General features: G+C 71.8%; 16 protein-coding genes. All 16 read right to left on the reverse strand.

Features of this window, described 5'->3' with window-relative positions; translation table 11 throughout:
- Window positions 1–118: 118 nt before the first annotated feature.
- The 16 genes from B7K22_RS10900 to B7K22_RS10975 all read right to left on the reverse strand — a co-directional run bounded on the left by B7K22_RS10900 (window position 119) and on the right by B7K22_RS10975 (window position 16,753).
- On the reverse strand, window positions 119–1,036 hold the full coding sequence (locus B7K22_RS10900) for an RluA family pseudouridine synthase (RefSeq protein ID WP_144276400.1): 918 nt from the start codon (window positions 1,034–1,036) through the stop codon (window positions 119–121).
- A complete protein-coding gene (gene lspA / locus B7K22_RS10905; RefSeq protein WP_084040266.1) occupies window positions 1,029–1,658 on the reverse strand; it encodes a signal peptidase II in 630 nt (209 codons plus the stop codon). Before lspA ends, B7K22_RS10900 begins: the two co-directional genes overlap by 8 nt.
- On the reverse strand, window positions 1,655–2,107 hold the full coding sequence (locus tag B7K22_RS10910) for a TraR/DksA C4-type zinc finger protein (protein WP_084040267.1): 453 nt from the start codon (window positions 2,105–2,107) through the stop codon (window positions 1,655–1,657). The genes lspA and B7K22_RS10910 overlap by 4 nt, the downstream gene beginning before the upstream one ends.
- A gap of 112 nt (window positions 2,108–2,219) precedes the next feature.
- Window positions 2,220–3,104 (reverse strand): DivIVA domain-containing protein, encoded by an 885-nt coding sequence (locus tag B7K22_RS12270; RefSeq protein WP_084040268.1) that lies wholly within the window; start codon window positions 3,102–3,104, stop codon window positions 2,220–2,222.
- A gap of 112 nt (window positions 3,105–3,216) precedes the next feature.
- On the reverse strand, window positions 3,217–3,522 hold the full coding sequence (locus B7K22_RS10920) for a YggT family protein (RefSeq protein ID WP_084040269.1): 306 nt from the start codon (window positions 3,520–3,522) through the stop codon (window positions 3,217–3,219).
- 19 nt (window positions 3,523–3,541) lie between these two features.
- The gene (locus B7K22_RS10925) at window positions 3,542–4,024 is read right to left on the reverse strand and encodes a cell division protein SepF (protein WP_084040270.1); all 483 of its coding nucleotides are present in this window, start codon (window positions 4,022–4,024) and stop codon (window positions 3,542–3,544) included.
- An 82-nt stretch (window positions 4,025–4,106) separates the two neighbouring features.
- Window positions 4,107–4,820: a peptidoglycan editing factor PgeF gene (gene pgeF / locus B7K22_RS10930; RefSeq protein WP_084040271.1), complete on the reverse strand. Its 714-nt coding sequence runs from the start codon at window positions 4,818–4,820 to the stop codon at window positions 4,107–4,109.
- Window positions 4,821–4,826: 6 nt separating this feature from the next.
- Complete coding sequence (gene ftsZ, locus B7K22_RS10935; protein ID WP_084040272.1) at window positions 4,827–6,005, reverse strand: cell division protein FtsZ; 1,179 nt, start codon at window positions 6,003–6,005, stop codon at window positions 4,827–4,829.
- A 158-nt stretch (window positions 6,006–6,163) separates the two neighbouring features.
- Window positions 6,164–7,207 (reverse strand): cell division protein FtsQ/DivIB, encoded by a 1,044-nt coding sequence (locus tag B7K22_RS10940; protein WP_159448852.1) that lies wholly within the window; start codon window positions 7,205–7,207, stop codon window positions 6,164–6,166.
- Between the two features lie 205 nt (window positions 7,208–7,412).
- Window positions 7,413–8,822, reverse strand: a complete 1,410-nt coding sequence (murC, locus tag B7K22_RS10945; RefSeq protein WP_234983467.1) for a UDP-N-acetylmuramate--L-alanine ligase — start codon at window positions 8,820–8,822, stop codon at window positions 7,413–7,415.
- The gene (locus tag B7K22_RS10950; RefSeq protein WP_234983468.1) at window positions 8,819–9,961 is read right to left on the reverse strand and encodes a glycosyltransferase; all 1,143 of its coding nucleotides are present in this window, start codon (window positions 9,959–9,961) and stop codon (window positions 8,819–8,821) included. The genes murC and B7K22_RS10950 overlap by 4 nt, the downstream gene beginning before the upstream one ends.
- Window positions 9,954–11,234, reverse strand: coding sequence for an FtsW/RodA/SpoVE family cell cycle protein (locus tag B7K22_RS10955; RefSeq protein ID WP_084040274.1), 1,281 nt, complete (start codon window positions 11,232–11,234; stop codon window positions 9,954–9,956). Before B7K22_RS10955 ends, B7K22_RS10950 begins: the two co-directional genes overlap by 8 nt.
- A gap of 11 nt (window positions 11,235–11,245) precedes the next feature.
- The gene (gene murD, locus B7K22_RS10960) at window positions 11,246–12,628 is read right to left on the reverse strand and encodes a UDP-N-acetylmuramoyl-L-alanine--D-glutamate ligase (protein ID WP_234983469.1); all 1,383 of its coding nucleotides are present in this window, start codon (window positions 12,626–12,628) and stop codon (window positions 11,246–11,248) included.
- 5 nt (window positions 12,629–12,633) lie between these two features.
- Complete coding sequence (gene mraY / locus B7K22_RS10965; protein WP_084040276.1) at window positions 12,634–13,731, reverse strand: phospho-N-acetylmuramoyl-pentapeptide-transferase; 1,098 nt, start codon at window positions 13,729–13,731, stop codon at window positions 12,634–12,636.
- Entirely contained in the window at window positions 13,728–15,116 is a 1,389-nt protein-coding gene (murF, locus tag B7K22_RS10970) for a UDP-N-acetylmuramoyl-tripeptide--D-alanyl-D-alanine ligase (RefSeq protein WP_084040277.1), read from the reverse strand. The genes mraY and murF overlap by 4 nt, the downstream gene beginning before the upstream one ends.
- Window positions 15,113–16,753 (reverse strand): UDP-N-acetylmuramoyl-L-alanyl-D-glutamate--2,6-diaminopimelate ligase, encoded by a 1,641-nt coding sequence (locus B7K22_RS10975; RefSeq protein ID WP_084040507.1) that lies wholly within the window; start codon window positions 16,751–16,753, stop codon window positions 15,113–15,115. The genes murF and B7K22_RS10975 overlap by 4 nt, the downstream gene beginning before the upstream one ends.
- Between the last annotated feature and the right edge of the window lie 2 nt (window positions 16,754–16,755).

A 16,755-nucleotide genomic window follows, 5' to 3' on the forward strand; every position in this document is an offset into this window, starting at 1 on the left:
CACACGGCTGGGACCCACGGGACCACAGTGGCTGGTGTGCCGTCGCACGTGCCTCACCCGTCACCTCCATCCCACGTGTGTGTCGGGCGGTGCAGTCGCGCCGGCTGGTGGAGACCGTTCAGCTCCTGAGCTGCTCGAGCGCCGCCGCGAGATCGTCCGGGTACTCGGAGGTCACCCGCACCTCGCCCCGGTCCACGGGATGCTCGAAGGCCAGCTCGCGCGCGTGCAGCCACTGGCGCGACAGGTCGAGCCGGCGCGCGAGCGTCGGGTCGGCGCCGTACGTGAGGTCGCCCACGAGCGGATGCCGCATGGCGGCCATGTGGACGCGGATCTGGTGCGTGCGGCCGGTCTCGAGGTGGATCTCCAGCAGCGATGCCGCCGGGAACATCTCGAGCACCTCGTAATGGGTGATCGAGGGACGGCCGTCCTGGACCACCGCGAACTTGTAGTCCGAAGACGGGTGGCGTCCGATGGGCGCGTCGATGGTGCCCGCCGTGGGATCCAGGTGGCCCTGGGCGATCGCGTGGTAGACCTTCTCGACGGTCCGCTCCTTGAACGCCGCCTTGAGCGCCGAGTAGGCGGGCACGGAGCGAGCGACGACCATGAGCCCAGAGGTGCCCACGTCGAGCCTGTGAACGATGCCCTGGCGCTCGGCCGGGCCCGCTTGGGCCACCGTCACGCCCATCGACGCCAGCGCGCCCACGACCGTGGGTCCCGACCACCCCGGCGACGGGTGCGCCGCGACTCCCACGGGCTTGTCGATGACGATGAGGTCCGCGTCCTCGTAGACGACCCCCAGGCCGCCTGGCACCTCAGGCTCCGGCTCCGCGTCCCGCTCGTCCGGGAGGTCGACGGCGATGACGCCATCGCCCACGCGATCCGACTTCGCGAGCGTGCGCCCGTCGAGCATGACCGCGCCGCCCGCGAGCAGCTCCGCGGCCTTGGTGCGCGACAGCCCGAGCATGCGCGCGAGAGCCGCGTCCGCGCGCTCGCCCACCACGGCGTCGGGGACGGGCAGGTACCTGGTGTCAGCCACGGCGATCGGCGTCGCTCGCCGAGGTGGCGGCGGGCGCGTCGGGCTCAGCGGCTCCCGCAGGCGACACGCCATCGTCAGTCACGACCGCATCGGGCTTCTCTGATGACGTGCTTCCCGCCTCAGCCGAGCGCTCGTCCGTGCCCTCGCCCGGCGCGGGCGCGAGCAGCGGCTTGCGCAGCAGGCTCATGAGCAGTATCGCCGCGGCGGCACCCACGATCGCGATGTCCGCGACGTTGCCGACGAACCAGCCGTTGTAGTTGATCATGTCGACCACGTGGCCCTGACCGAAGGACGGCTCGCGGAACAGCCGGTCGATGAGGTTGCCGATGGCGCCGCCCAGGCCGATCCCAAAGATCAGCACCGCGGGCGTCGACTGCGCGCGGCGTCCGTAGTAGATGATGCCGACCGTCACCACGATGGCGACGATGGTGAGGATCCAGGTGGTGCTGTTGCCCAGCGAGAACGCCGCGCCGGAGTTGAACACCAGCTGGAACGACAGCAGGTCGCCCACGATCTCGACCTTCTCACCGGGCTCGAGCGCCGCGAGTGCCCACTGCTTGGTGATCTGATCGATCACCACCACGAGGAGGGCGACCAGCCACAGGGCTGGTCGCCAGGTCACCGACGCTCCTCGCGCTGCTTGCAGGTCACGCAGTGAGTGGCACGAGGGAAGGCCTGGAGGCGCGCCTTGCCGATCCCCTCGCCGCACGACTGGCAGGTGCCATACGTGCCGGCGTTGACGCGGCGCAGCGCGTCGACGCTCTGCTCGAGCATGTCGCGCGTGTTGTTGACGATCGACATCTCCTGCTCGCGCTCGAGAGCCGTCGACCCGGCGTCGGCCTGGTCGTCGCCAGCTCCCTCCGAGGTGTGGAGCAGGTCGTCGAGGTCGTGCTCGGCGCCGTGGTACTCCTGCACCAGTCGCTCGACGTCCGCGTTGAGGGTCTTGACGATCGCGCGCAGCTCGGCGACCTTCCAGGGCTCGTCGCCGTCGCGCACGGCGAGGCGCTTGGCATCGGCTGCCTTGAGCTCCGCCGGATCGACGACCACGATCGTCACATCAGTACTGGTCATGCCCTCTTCCTCGAATCAGGGTAGTGACGAGAGACTAATCCCGTTTGCCCGGCATCGCAAAGCGCCACGCCAGCACCGCACGCCCGCGGGCGCGCCGCCACATGTTCTCAGGTCAGCGCTGCTCGTCCTCGGCTGCCTGCTGAGTGCCGAACGCCTGCGCGACGTCGCTGGTACCGCTGGGCGAGGCACCCCAGGGCGTGGGCGTCTCGGCGCCCGGCTCCTGGTCGCGAACCTGCGCCCAGGGGCTCTCCGCGGCCTTCGGGGCGCCTGCGGCGTCCGCGCCATCCTCGTCCGCGGCGGCAGAGGCCGTCGACGGCGCGTCACCGGCCGCAGCCGACACGGCTGACGGGGCCTCGGCCACCGAGGCCGCGGACGCTGCGACGGGCTGGGACGCCTGGCCGAAGCCGCCATCGAACGCCGGGGCCGACGACGATGCGCTGGGCTCCTTCGCGCCATGGTCGAGGTCGCCGAGGAGGTTCTCGAGGTAGCTCTTGAGGCGCGCGCGGTAGTCGCGCTCGAAGCGCCGCAGATCATCGATCTTGGTCTCGAGCTCGGTGCGCTCGGTGGCGAGCTGGTCCATGCGGTCGCGGGCGTCCGTCTCGGCCTGCTCGACGATCGACTCCGCCTTGACCTTGGCCTCGTCGATGAGGCGGTCGCGCTCGGACTCGCCTGCCTGGACGTACTCGTCGTGGAGCTTCTGCGCCATCGCCAGCATGCCGGTCGCGCTCGGAGGCGTGGGGTCGGTGGCCGCGGCCAGGAGTCCGCCCTCGGTAGACGGCTCGGGCTCGGGCGCGGACGCCTGCGAGGGCGTGGTGGGCGATCCGGCCTGCGCCTGGGCGAGACGCTGCGCGAGGTCGTCGCGCTCGGCGGTGAGCGACTGGATGGTGTGCGCGACCTCGTCGAGGAAGTCGTCCACCTCGTCCTGGTCGAACCCCTCGCGGTACTTGGTCTTCGAGAACGCCTTGTTGAGGACGTCCTCTGCCGTCAGCAGTGCCATGTCCGAACCACCTTCACTTCCTCGGCGAGGTCGGATATGTCCCGACCTTCCGTCTTGGTCACTCTACTCAACGATGTCTATCGGCACTCGCCGTCGACCGCTCAAGCGATCGTCATGCGCCAACGATGCCGTACTGCAGCGTGGCGAGGACGGCGCTCAACAGGTAGCAGCCGAAGAACAGCACCAGGAACGCGATGTCCAGCCGGAACTGCCCCAACTGCAGGGGCGGGATCAGCCGCCGCAGAGCCTTCAGCGGCGGGTCCGTCACGGAGAACACCGACTCGGTCGCCACCAGGGCGACGCCGGACGGCCTCCAGTCACGCGCGAACGACAGCACCAGCCCGAGGATCACGCGCGCGAAGAGCATCAGCATGAACAGGAACAGCACGAACCGCAGCGCGTCGAAGATCAGATCCACGCAGTGAGCCTAACCGAGGCTAGCGGCCGTTGAAGAACTCGTTCTCGACAGGCTCGGGCTGCTCGGTGTCCATCCCGATCTCCACGTGCGCCGGCGACAGCAGGAACACCGAGGTCGTCACCCGCTCGATCGAGCCGTGCAGGCCAAACGACAGTCCGGCGGAGAAGTCGACCAGTCGCTTCGCGTCCGCGTCCGACATCTCGGTGAGGTTCATGATGACCGGGACGCCCTGGCGGAACGCCTCGCCGATCAGGCGCGCGTCGTTGTAGGTGCGCGGCTTGATGGTCTGGATGCGGCGCAGGTCGTTCGCGGACATGTGGCTCGCGGGCGTGCGCTGACGCTCGTTGCGCGCAGCCTTCGACGGCGCCTCGTGGCGCTCGCGAACCTCGGACATGTCGTGGAGGTTCGTCACGGGAGCGAGCTCGTCGTCCGCATAGTCGTACTCCTCGTGCTGGCTCACGTCGAAGCCGAGGTACTGGATGGCCTTGCGCATCGCGCTCATCGGGGGCTCCTTCGAAGTTCTCGCTCTTGGTAGAACGGTAGGTCGGCGGCGGCGCGGTGCCGGGGAGCGACACGCCGCGCGGTCACTCGCACACGATCACGCCGGCGAACCGTCCCGTCACGCCGTCCCTGCGATGCGAGAACAGCGCGGGGCTCTCCACCGTGCACACCTTGCTGCGGACGATCTGCCCGAACCCCAGCTGCGACAGCCTCGCCTCGATCGCGCGCGGCAGGTCGAGCGCCGGCGTCCCGCCGCGGGTCGACGTGAACGCCGAGGGATGCCGCGCGGAGACGCGCGCCCGCATCGAGTCCGGCACCTCGTAGCAGCGCCCGCACACGGCGGGACCGATCGAGGCACTCATCTCGCCGTCGATGGCCCGCCGCGCGCGCACGTCCAGCAGCGACGCCACGACGTTGTCGACGACGCCCAGGAAGAGGCCCTCCCTGCCGGCGTGCACCGCCGCGACCGCGCCGGTCGCGCCGTCATGGAGGAGCACCGGCACACAGTCGGCCGCGATGGCCCCCAGGGCGACGCCTGGCACCTGGGTGACGAGTGCATCGGCTGCCTGCGCGAGCTCACCCGGACGGGAGATGCGGGCGACCGCGATGCCGTGCTCAGCTGTGAGGAAGGTGACGGGGGCGCCCGCGTGGCGCGCGACGATCTCCCTGTTGCGCGCCACGTCGACGGGGTCGTCGCCCACGTGGTCGGCGACGTTGAGCGAGTCGTAGGGAGGCTGGCTCACTCCCCCGGCGCGGGTGGTGAAGAACGCGCGAACCTCGAGTCCCGCGTCGAGCATCCCCTCCTACCGGAGGAACTCGGGCACGTCGAGAGCGTCCGCATCCCGGCGGGAGGGCTTGACCTCGATCGCGTCCGTGACCGGCGGCGCCTCGGGCTCGTCGGCGTCGAGCGCCTGCGGCACGGGTGCCGAGGACTGCTCGACGCGCGCCTCGACCGGCTCCTGCTCCTGCGCGGCCGGCGTCTCCTTCGCGCCCTCGATGGTGCCGAGCGCCCCGGTGCGGTGGCGCGTGGTGGGCGCGCCGCCGTCGAAGCCGGCGGCGATCACCGTGATGCGGAGCTCGTCGCCCAGCGAGTCGTCGATGACAGTGCCGAAGATGATGTTCGCCTCGGCGTGGGCGGCCTCGCGCACCAGGCGTGCGGCCGTCTCGACCTCCTTGATGCCCAGGTTCGAGCCACCGGCGATGGACAGCAGCACGCCGTGCGCGCCCTCGATCGACGCCTCGAGCAGCGGCGACGAGATCGCGCCCTCAGCGGCAGTGAGCGCACGGGACTCGCCGCGCGACGAGCTCACGCCCATGAGCGCGGTGCCCGCGCCCTGCATGACGGACTTGACGTCGTTGAAGTCGACGTTGATGAGGCCGGGCGTCGTGATGAGGTCGGTGATGCCCTGGACGCCCCCCTGCAGCACCTGGTCGGCCGCGGCGAAGGCGCCGAGGATCGACAGCTCGGTGTCGTCGATGTCGAGCAGGCGGTCGTTCGGGATCACGATGAGGGTGTCGACCTCCTCGCGCAGGCGCTGGATGCCGGAGTCCGCCTGGTCGGCGCGACGGCGGCCCTCGAAGCTGAAGGGGCGCGTGACGACACCCACGGTCAGGGCGCCGAGGCCGCGAGCGATCTTCGCGACGACGGGCGCACCGCCGGTGCCGGTGCCGCCGCCCTCGCCCGCGGTCACGAACACCATGTCGGCGCCCTTGAGCGCCTCCGCGATCTCGTCCTCGTGGTCCTCGGCCGCCTGGCGGCCGACCTCGGGGTCCGCGCCCGCACCCAGGCCCCGGGTGAGCTCGCGCCCGATGTCGAGCTTGACGTCGGCGTCCGACATGAGCAGCGCCTGAGCATCGGTGTTGATGGCGATGAACTCGGCGCCCTTGAGGCCGACGTCGATCATGCGGTTGACGGCGTTCACGCCGCCGCCGCCCACGCCGACGACCTTGATGGCGGTGATGTAGTTCTGCGGTGCGGCCATGAGACCCTCTCCCAACCTTAACCCTCTACTTGAGGGTTATAGTTATGTCAACTGCTTCCACTGGAGAAGGTACGTCGGGACGGCGGATGCGCACGTGAGGCGCGCGCGTGTCGCTCGATAATCTCGGCGAGGAAGGCTGGCCTCCCGACCGGTCGATGTCAGGACACCGTCGGAAGCGTGGGCGCGGACACGTCGATGACCTCGGCGCCGGCGCGCTCGTCGAGCAGCACCAGCAGCACCTCCGCCTTGAGCGCCGACTCCTCGGCACTGCCCCACTCGACGCTCGGCCCGTCCCGCAGGACGAAGTGGATCGAGTCCTCGGTCTGCGCCTCGATGTCCCGGATGCGGTCGCGCAGCTCGACCGGCATCTCGTCGATGACCGCGATGACGCCGTCGAGGATGCGGGCGTCCTCGGCGTTCAGCGGAACGTTGACGAGCGGGAGGTCGGCCGGCGCCTCGTCCGCCTCGGCGACCTGCGTGCCGGTCTGGTCGAGGAGGACCACGGTGCCATCGGCGACGGGGATCGCCGCGACGGGCTCGGCGGAGTCGATGGTGATTCTCAAGCCTGCGGGCCACACGCGCTCGACCTCGGCCGTGTGCACCCCCACCAGCTCCTCGAGCCGATCCTCGACGTGCGCGGTGTTGAGCAGGACGAGCGAGGTGCCCGACTGCTCGGCGACGATCGACTCGACGTCGGCGGGGTCCACGACCGTCCCGAACCCGCTCGCCTCGATGTTCTGCTCGTCGAACGCGAAGACCGGCGACATCAGCAGCACCCACGCGGCCGCCGCCGCGCCGCCCGCGTACAGCGCCCGGCGTCCCCAGCGCGCGGACAGCAGCCGACGGTGCGCGCTGCGCTTCTCCTTGAGCCTCTCCTCCATGCGCGTGGACACCGTCGTCGAGGCCGCCTTGGTCTTGGCCCACGGCGTCGCGAACGTTCCTGATCCAGGAGAGGGCCGATGCGCGGGCTGGGCCCCGGTGGCAGGCTCGTCCAAGCGGCCCAGGCGGCCGCCGGTGGCGGTCGCGAGCGCACGCTGCAGGATGCCGGGAGCGGCAGCCGATGCAGGTGCGCGCGCGGCGGAGGAGGCGGAGGGCGCCGATGCGCGCGAGGCCGAAGGCCTTCGAACCGGGCCAGCGACGGGTGTCGAGGTGCGCGCCGTCCGCTGGCCCGTCGAGCGCGGCGGATCAGCGGGCCTCTGCACGCTGGGCGCCGCGGGACGCTGCCCGCCACGAGAACGCGGAGCCGCCGGCTTGCGGATCGAGCCGGAAGCGGTGCGTGGGGGTCGCGAGCCCGAGCCACCGCCGGCGGCCGGCGCGGGGCGCGACGATCGGGCAGGCGTCGCGGCCACCGAGGACCACGGGACGGAGCGCTGCGGACTGCCCTCGCCGGTCGGCGGCCTGCGCTGCTCAGCCATCGGCGGCCTCGCGCAGGTCGTCCAGGATCCAGTCCGCGGCGAGCGTCACCGTCCCCGAGCCGATGGTCATGACCTGCGTGCCGGGCCTCGCGAGCGACGCGGCGACGGCGGCGGCCTCGCGGAGGTCCTCGACCACCTGCGCCGTCGAGCCGTCCGGGACCTCCATCAGCCCGAGGATGCTGTCCGACGTGACGCCGGGAATCGGGTCCTCGCGGTCGCCATGGACGCCGGCGATCACCACGTCCGCGTCGTCGATCGCCAGCGCGCGAGCGAAGTTCGCGGCGTGCAGCTGGGTGCGCGTGAACAGCGCCGGCTGGAACAGCACGACGAGGTGCTCCTCCCCTGCGGCGCGCGCCGCCGCGAGGACCGCGGCGACCTCGGTCGGGTGGTGCGCGTAGTCGTCGACCACCCGCACTCCGCCGGCCTCCCCGCGAAGCTCGTAGCGCCTGCCGGTGCCAGCGAAGCTCGCGAGCGCATCGGCTGCCGAGACCGCATCGGCCCCCATGACGACGGCGGCCGCCCAGGCCGCGGCGGCGTTCAGCCGCTGGTGCTCCCCCGGCACCGGCACCACGAGCGAAATGGGCCCCATTCGCTCGCCCAACGGCCTTGATGCGCGAGTTGGGCCCAACTCGCGCACGTGGGCGGGGGCCACGGTGAGGTGGGTCGGGGTGACGACGACGTCCGCGGACTCGCGGCCGTAGGTGACCACGTGCACGCCGGCCTTGCGGGCCGCGTCGGCAATGCGCAGCACGGTCGGGTCCTCGGCGCACGCGATCAGCACCTGGCACTCCAGGGCGAAGTCGAGGAACGCCTGCTCCAGGCTCTCGACCGTGCCGTAGTGGTCCAGGTGGTCGGGCTCGATGTTCAGCAGGATGCCCACCTCGGGGTGGTAGCGCAGGAACGAGCCGTCAGACTCGTCGGCCTCGACCACGCCGATCCCCGCGGCGCCCGCATACCCGCCGGCAACCGCGCCATCGACGCCGAACACGCGCGCCCCCACCGCGAACGACGCATCGATCCCGCAGCGGTGAAGCGTGTGAGCGACCATCGCGGAGGTGGTGGTCTTGCCGTGCGACCCGGCGACCGCGACCAGGCGGTCGTCCTCGAGCGCGTACACCAGCGCCTCCGAGCGGTGCATCACGGGAATCCCGAGCTCGCGGGCGCGCTCAAGCTCCGGGTTGGTCTCGCGGACCGCCGAGGAGATGACCACCGCGTCCACGCCGTCCACGCATCCGGCGTCGTGGCCGATCCGCACATCCATCCCCGCGTCGCGCAGCGCCGCGAAGTAGGCGGACTCGCGCTGGTCGGTGCCCGACACCTCGATGCCGCGGGCGGCCACGAGCCGGGCGACGGCGGACATGCCGGAGCCGCCGACGCCGATGAAGTGCATGCGGCCGCTCACGATGAGCTCCCTGCGGTCGCATCCTGATCCAGCGCCGCCTCCACCATGTCCGCGACGCGCGCCGCGCCGTCCCTGATCGCGATGGCGTCCGTCGCGGCACGCATGGCCTCCGCCGCGTGCGAGTCCAGCAGCATCCGCTCGGCGCCGTCGCGAACCGCGTCCGCGGTGAGGTCCTGGTCGGCGACGATGGTGGCCGCGCCCGCGCCGGCCGCCGGGCGTGCGTTGTCGGCCTGCTCGCCGTTGCCGTGCGGGAGGGGCACGTACATGGCCGGGATCCCGAGCGCGGTGACCTCGGACACGGTCGCGGCGCCCGCGCGGCAGATGACGGCTCCGGCGGCAGCGAGCGCGGTCGCCATGTCGTGGCTGTACTCCTCGACCCGGTACAGCCCGCGCACGCGCTCGGGCAGCTCGGCCTGCGCTCGCAGCGCGTCCTCGCCCTTGCCCTGCCCCGTCAGGTGCCACACATGGACGCCCCTCGCGACCAGGTCTGGCACGGCGGCCACGACCGCGGCGTTGACGCTGGCCGCTCCGAGCGAGCCTCCGGTCACGAGCAGGGTGGGCGCGTCCGAGGCCCAGCCGGCGACGGCTCGCGCGGCGGCGCGGGCCTCCGGTCCTGCCTCCGCGTCCGCGAGCACGGTGGCGAGGTCGGCGATCTCGCGGCGCAGGGGCAGGCCGGTGACGGTCGCGCCTCGCAGCGGCGTGCCGGGAAACGTCACCGCGACGCGGTCGGTCATCCGCGCGCCCAGCCGGTTCGCCAGCCCCGGGCGTGCGTTGGCCTCGTGCACGACGATGGGGAGCTTCGCACGCCGTGCCGCGAGATACGCCGGCGTCGACACATAGCCGCCGAAACCGACGACGGCCGCGGCGCCGCTGTCCGTCATGGCGGCCGATGCGGCGGCGACGGCCGCTCGAAGGTTGCGCGGCAAGCGGAGCAGATCGCCCGAGGGCCTGCGCGGCAGCGGCACCTTGGGAACGGTGTGCAGCGGGACGCCCGCGCGTGGCACGAGGTCCTTCTCGAGGCCCTCGGCGGTGCCGACGGCGGCGACCACGTGGCCGCGGGTGCGCAGCTCGGTCGCGGTGGCCAGCAGAGGGTTGACGTGTCCGGCGGTTCCACCGCCGGCGAGCAGGATGCTAGCCACGGCGTCCCCGGGCGACCACGGCGAAGGACCGCTTGATGACCGATGGCCGGGCGGCGAAGGCCTCCTGCGCGCCGGGCTCGCGGCGAGCGAACGCCATGAGCACTCCGATGGCCGCGAGCGAGACCATGAGCGACGAGCCGCCCGAGGACACGAGCGGGAGCGGCACTCCGGTCACCGGCGCGAAGCCCACGACGACCGCGATGTTGATGCACGCCTGGCCCACGATCCATGCGCCGATGGCCGCCGCGGAGATCTGCACGAACGGGTCCTCGTGACGGGTGACGAGGCGGTTGACGGCGACGATCATCATGCCGAACGCGACGAGCATGAGCAGGGTGCCGACGAGCCCGTACTCCTCGCCGATGATCGAGAAGATGAAGTCCGAGTCCGCGACGGGCAGGTAGCCCCACTTCTCGCGGCTCATGCCGGGACCGAGGCCCCAGAGCCCACCAGAGGCCAGCGCCCACGTGCCATGCAGGGTCTGCATGCACGCACCCTGCGGGTCGCACGTCTCAGGGTTGAGCCACACGTTGATGCGCCCCGTGCGGGTGACGCCCTGCTGGAGCAGCACGAGCACGCCGACGATGCCCACCGCGCCGGCGGCGGCGAACCAGCGCACCGGCAGGCCGGCGACCCAGTAGGCCGCGGCGACCATGAGGCAGATGACCAGCGCCGTGCCCATGTCGCGTCCGTACAGCACCAGTCCGAGGACAGCGATGGCGGCGATCCCGCCCGGCACCAGCGCGCCGCGCAGCGTCGTGAGCTGCTTCCGACCCACGGCGAGGGCGACGCCCAGGAACAGGGCGAGGGCGAGCTTCGCCAGCTCTGACGGCTGGAAGGTCGCCGGACCCACCGGGATCCAGTTCTTGTTGCCGCCCACCGTTTGGCCGACGGCCGCGACCGCGAGCAGCAGGACGATCGACACCAGCAGCGCGGGGAAGGCGATCTTCTTCCAGAGGCCGATCGGCACGCGCGACCCGAAGACGAGCGCCACGACTCCGACCCCGAGCGCGGCCACCTGGGGCAGGAAGTCCGAGTACGGGTTGCCTGCGCTCTTCGCGAGCGCATTCGATGAGCTCGAGGACAGGACGACGGCGAGCCCGACCACCACCAGGAGCGCCGTCGCGGCGGCGAGCAGATAGTAGGTCAGCACGGGCGAGCCGGAGGGCGGCGAGGTCGACGCCTTGGCGCGAGACGACGCCGCGCCGCGGCCGTCGGAGACCGCCGCAGGCCGTCGAGGTGCAGCGGAGCGTCGCGGGGCCGTAGCCGTCATGCGCGCCTCCTTCAGGCCTCCAGCGCCCCCACCGCTGCCGCGAAGGCGTCCCCTCTGTCCGCGTAGGAGCGGAACTGATCGAACGATGCGCAGGCGGGTGACAGGAGGACCGTGTCGCCCGGGTGTGCCAGGCGTCGAGCCGCCTCCACCGCCTGCTCCATCACAGTGTCGCCCGGTTCGATGCGGGTCACGGGGATATCGGCCGCGTGTCCCGCGAGCGAGTCCGACAGCGGCTGCGGATCCTCGCCGATGAGCACCACGGCCCGCACGCGATCCCTCACCGTCTCGATGAGTGCGTCGAACTCCTGGCCCTTCGCCTGGCCGCCTGCGATCCACACCACTGACCGCGGCGGTCGGCCCCCGAACGCCGCGATGGCCGCGTGCGCGTTGGTGGCCTTCGAGTCGTCGACCCAGTGGACGCCATCGACGGTGGCGACATGGGCCGTGCGGTGGGCGTCGAGCCCGAACGCTTGCAGGCCCTCGCTGACGGCCTCGGGCGCGACGCCGACGGCGCGGCACAGCGCGGCCGCGGCGAGCGCGTTCGTCACGAGGTACGGCGGCACGTCTCCTGCGACCAGGTGCGACAGGTCAGCGACGGAGCCGAGCTCGAGCGCCTGCGCCCAGCGCGCGTCGTGAAAGCCGCGATCGACCAGCAGGCCGTCGACCACGCCCAGCTGCGAGACCGCTGGCGAGCCCAGCGTCACGCCCACGGCGCGGGCGCCCTCGACCACGTCGGCCTCGGCGACCATGGCCTCGACCAGGGGGTCCGCCGCGGGATACACGCACGCGACCTGGACCAGGTTGTAGACCCTCGCCTTGTCCGCGCGGTAGGCCTCGACCGAGCCGTGCCAGTCCAGGTGATCCTCGTCGGCATTGAGGCATACGGCGGCGTGCGGGGACAGCGTGGACGTGAAGTGCAGCTGCAGGCTCGCGATCTCCACGGCCACCAGGTCGCGCTCCTCGCGCGCGGCGCCGATGACCGGCACGCCCATGTTGCCGCACACCGCGACGTCGAGGCCGCCTGCGGCGGCGATCGCGCCGACCATCTGGGTGGTCGTGGTCTTGCCGTTGGTGCCGGTGACGAGCACCCAGGGGATGCCGGGGCGCCGCACCCGCCAGGCGAACTCCATCTCCGAGACGATCTCCACGCCGGCGTTCGCGACGGCGACCACCCACGGGTGGTGGGGCGCGAAGCCTGGCGAGGACATGCACAGGTCGAACGCCGCCAGGTCGAGTCCGTCGAGCGAGGCGTGGTCGGCGCCGGCGGCGTTCGGATCGACGGTCACCGCGGCGGCGCGCTGCTCGCTGCACGCCTCGAGCGCGGAGCGTCCGGCGACGCCCAGGCCGAGGATCAGCACGCGCCGGCCCGCGATGGAAGGGCGCTGGGCGCTCACGGCCGTCACTCGCCTGGCGGCAGCGCCGCGATCCACTCGGCGTAGAAGATCCCCACGCCGGCGGCGGCGGCCAGTCCAGCGATGATCCAGAACCGGATCACGATCGTGACCTCTCCCCACCCGAGCAGCTCGAAGTGATGATGAAGCGGCGCCATCTTGAAGACCCGTTTGCCGCCGGAGATCTTGAAGTAGCCGATCTGGATCACGGAGCTCGCGACGATGATCACGAACAGGCCGCCGATGATCACGCCCAGCAGCTCGGTGCGCGACAGGATGGTCACGCCGGCGATGGCGCCGCCGAGGGCGAGGGAGCCGGTGTCGCCCATGAAGATCTTGGCCGGCGAGGCGTTCCACCACAGGAACCCGAAGGCTGCGCCGGCGATGGCGGCGCACAGGATCGCGAGGTCGCGCGGGTCACGCACCTCGTAGCACTGGCTGGTGGCGGCCTCGAGGCTGCACCACTGGTTGTACTGCCAGACGCAGATGATCGTGTAGGCGCCGAAGAAGATGAGCGCCGCTCCCGTGGCGAGGCCGTCGAGGCCGTCGGTGAGGTTCACGGCGTTGGACCACGCGGTGATGAGCAGGTTCGACCAGATGACGAACAGGATGATGCCCACCGCGGGACCCCAGTAGGCGAGGTCGAGCGCGGTGTCGCGCAGGAAGGAGATCGACTCGGACGCGGGCGTCACGCCGTCGCCGTTGGGAAACTGCAGCACGAGCACGGCGAAGGCGATGCCCACCACCGCCTGGCCGAGGATCTTGTAGCGCGCCTTGAGCCCCAGCGAGCGCTCCTGACGGATCTTGATGTAGTCGTCGAGGAACCCCACGAATCCGAGCCCGATGACGAGCAGCATGACGAGCATCGACGACGCGTAGGGCGTCCGCCCGGTGAGCAGGTTGCCGCCCATCCAGCCCAGGACGGTCGCGAGGATGATCACGACGCCGCCCATGGTGGGCGTGCCGCGCTTGACGAGGTGCGAGGCCGGCCCGTCGTGGCGGATGAACTGGCCGTACTGGTGGCGGGTGAGGAAGCGGATGAATAGCGGCGTGCCGAGCAGCGCGATGAACAGCGAGATGCCTCCCGCGAAGACCACCGCTCTCATGCATCCACTCCCAGCATCTCGTCGGCCAGCCTCCACAGCCCGGAGCCGTGAGATGCCTTGATCAGCACGGTGTCTCCGCGCGTCAGCCGCTCGTCGAGATACGCGCGGGCCTCGTCAATCGTAGCGACGTGGGCGGCCTCGTCGCCCCACGACCCCTCGCGCACGGCGGACACGTAGACCGGCCTGGCGCCCTCGCCCACGGCGAGCAGGTGGTCGATGCGCAGGCGCACCACGTCGAGCCCGACCTTCTCGTGACCCGCACGCGACGAGGCCCCCATCTCGCGCATCTCCCCCACGACCGCGAACGACCTGCCCGTGGTCGCGACGTTCTTGAGGGCGCGCAACGCGGCCGCCATGGACTCGGGCGAGGCGTTGTAGCTGTCGTCGAGGATCCACACGCCGTCGGCGCGCTCCGTCAGTGCCATGCGGTGAGCGCTGAGGGGCCTCGCGGCCCCCACGAGGGCCGATGCGGACTCGAGGTCGAGTCCGCACTCCAGGGCGACGGCGGTCGCGGCGAGCGCGTTCGTGACGTGGTGCTCGCCCACCAGGGTGAGCGACACGTCGGCCGATGCGCCCGCGGCCTCCACCGTGAACGTGGCCCGGCCGCGGTCAAGGTCGAGGGCGCCCGCGTGCACGTCGGCCGAGCCCGCCGTGCCGAAGGTCACCGTGCGTCGGCCGCCCTCGGCGAGCACGGGCCGCTCCGCCATCGCGGCCACCCGGGCATCGTCGGCGTTGAGCAGCGCCACCCCTCCGGGCAGCAGCCCGTCCAGCAGCGTCGCCTTCTCCTCGGCCAGCGCCTCGGGCGAGCCGTAGCCGCCGAGGTGGGCGCTGCCCACGGTCAGCACGACAGCGATGTCGAGCGGCGCGATGCGCGTGAGGTACGCGAGATCGCCCGGCGCCGAGGCGCCCATCTCGAGCACGAGGTGACGCGTGCTCCGGTCCGCGCGCAGCACGGTCAGCGGCAGCCCGATCTCGTTGTTGAAGCTGCCCTGAGGCGCGACCGCGTCGGGCAGCACCTGCGCGAGCACATCCTTGGTGGTGGTCTTGCCGTTCGAACCTGTGATGCCGATCACGCGGATCTCGCCCTCGGCGCGCAGCAGCGCGAGGTACGCGGCGGCGAGCCGGCCCAGGGCGGCCGTCACGTCGTCGACGAGCACGTGCGGACCTGGGACCGGCTGCGACACCAGCGCGAGGCTCGCGCCCGCTGCGAAGGCCTGGGGCGCATAGTCGTGGCCGTCGACCCGCTCGCCCACGAAGGCCACGTACAGCGCGTCCTCGAAGGCGTCGCGCGAGTCCTTGACCACGCTGGTGACGCGCGCCGTCACGTCGGCGACCAGCTCGCCACCCACGGCGTTGGCGACCCACTGGGTCGTCAGGGGCCTCACGCGCGCTCCCCCGACGGCGCCTCAGCCGCGACCTGCGCATCTTCGTCGCTGCGAGGGCCATGGACGGTGACGGTGGCCGCGAGCGGCGGCTGGTCGGCGACGATGCGCTCGTGGGCGGCCAGGTAGGCGTCGCGGTCGTTGTAGCGGTGGAAGACCCCGGCGATCTCCTGGGTGGGCTCGTGGCCCTTGCCGGTCACGATGACGGTGTCGCCTGGCCTGCCCAGACGCAGGCCGTACTCGACGGCCGCGACGCGGGGCTCGACCTCGTGGACGTCGTGCAGGTCCGGCCTCGCCTCCCGAATGCCGCCGAGGATGGCGGAGCGGATGGCCTCCGGCTGCTCCGAGCGCGGGTTCTCGTCCGTCAGCACGATCACGTCCGCGAGCTCGGCCGCGATGGAGCCCATCACGGGGCGCTTGCCCTGGTCGCGATCGCCGTCCGAGCCGAAGATGAGGATGAGCCTGCCGGGCGTGATGGGACGGACGCCCTGCAGCGCGAGCGTCAGCGCGTCGGGCGTGTGGGCGTAGTCGACGATCGCGAGCGGGTCGGTGTCCGAGCGCTCGATCACGCGCTCCATGCGTCCGGGCACCTCGTGTGCGCTCGCGACGCCGTCGATGGCCTCCTCGAGCGGCACGCCGGCGGCGTGGGCGGCGGCGATCGCGACCATCGCGTTCGACACGTTGACGAGGCCCGGCAGCGGCGACGCAGCGTGATGCTCGGTGCCGTCCGGTGCGCGGAACATGAACCGCGACCCCACGCCATCGAGGCCGATGTCGGCGTCCGTCACGACCCAGTCGGCCTCGTGCGGGTCGTCGACATGCGTCGAGACGGTCTCGCACGGGATCTGGACCTGGCCCGCGAGGCGCCGGCCCCACTCATCGTCGACGTTGATGATGCCCCGGCGCGCCCGCCCGGGGGCGAACAGCTTGGCCTTGGCCGCGAGGTACTCGTCCATGGTCCCGTGGAAGTCGAGGTGGTCCCACTGCAGGTTGGTGAACACGGCGACCGAGAAGTCCACGCCGCCGATGCGCTCGAGCGCTGCCGCGTGCGAGCTCACCTCGGTCACGGCGGCCGTCACGCCGTCCTCGACCATGCGTGCGAGCAGGCCGTGCAGCACCGGCGCCTCGACCGTGGTCCGCGGCGACTCGATGGCCTGCTCGCCTATCCGCAGCTCGACGGTGCCCATGATGCCCCGGCGCTCGTGGCGCTGCGCCAGCGCGTTGTCGATGAAGTACGCGGTGGTGGTCTTGCCGTTGGTGCCCGTCACGCCCACGAACACCAGCTCGCTCGACGGGTCCCCGTAGATCAGCGCCGCGGCCTCGCCCATGGCGACCCGCGCATCGGCCGCGACCAGGACGGGCACCGGGACGTCGCCCAGGATCTCGACGCCAGCGGCGTCGGTCAGCACCGCGACCGCGCCCGCGGCGATCGCGTCCCGCGCGAACGTCGCTCCGTGCACCTTGAGCCCTGTGAACGCACCGAAGAGGTCGCCGGGCCGCACGTCGTGCGAGTCGACCGTCGCGCCCGTGACGGAGACGGCGTCCCCAGCTGCCACATCGGCCGGCCGCAGGCTCGCGCCGGAGCGGTGGGCGACCTCGGCGAGAGTGCGGGGCACCGAACGCTGAGGACGCAGTGCCATGT

This window comes from Demequina sp. NBRC 110053 (genome assembly GCF_002090095.1).
Lineage (GTDB): Bacteria > Actinomycetota > Actinomycetes > Actinomycetales > Demequinaceae > Demequina.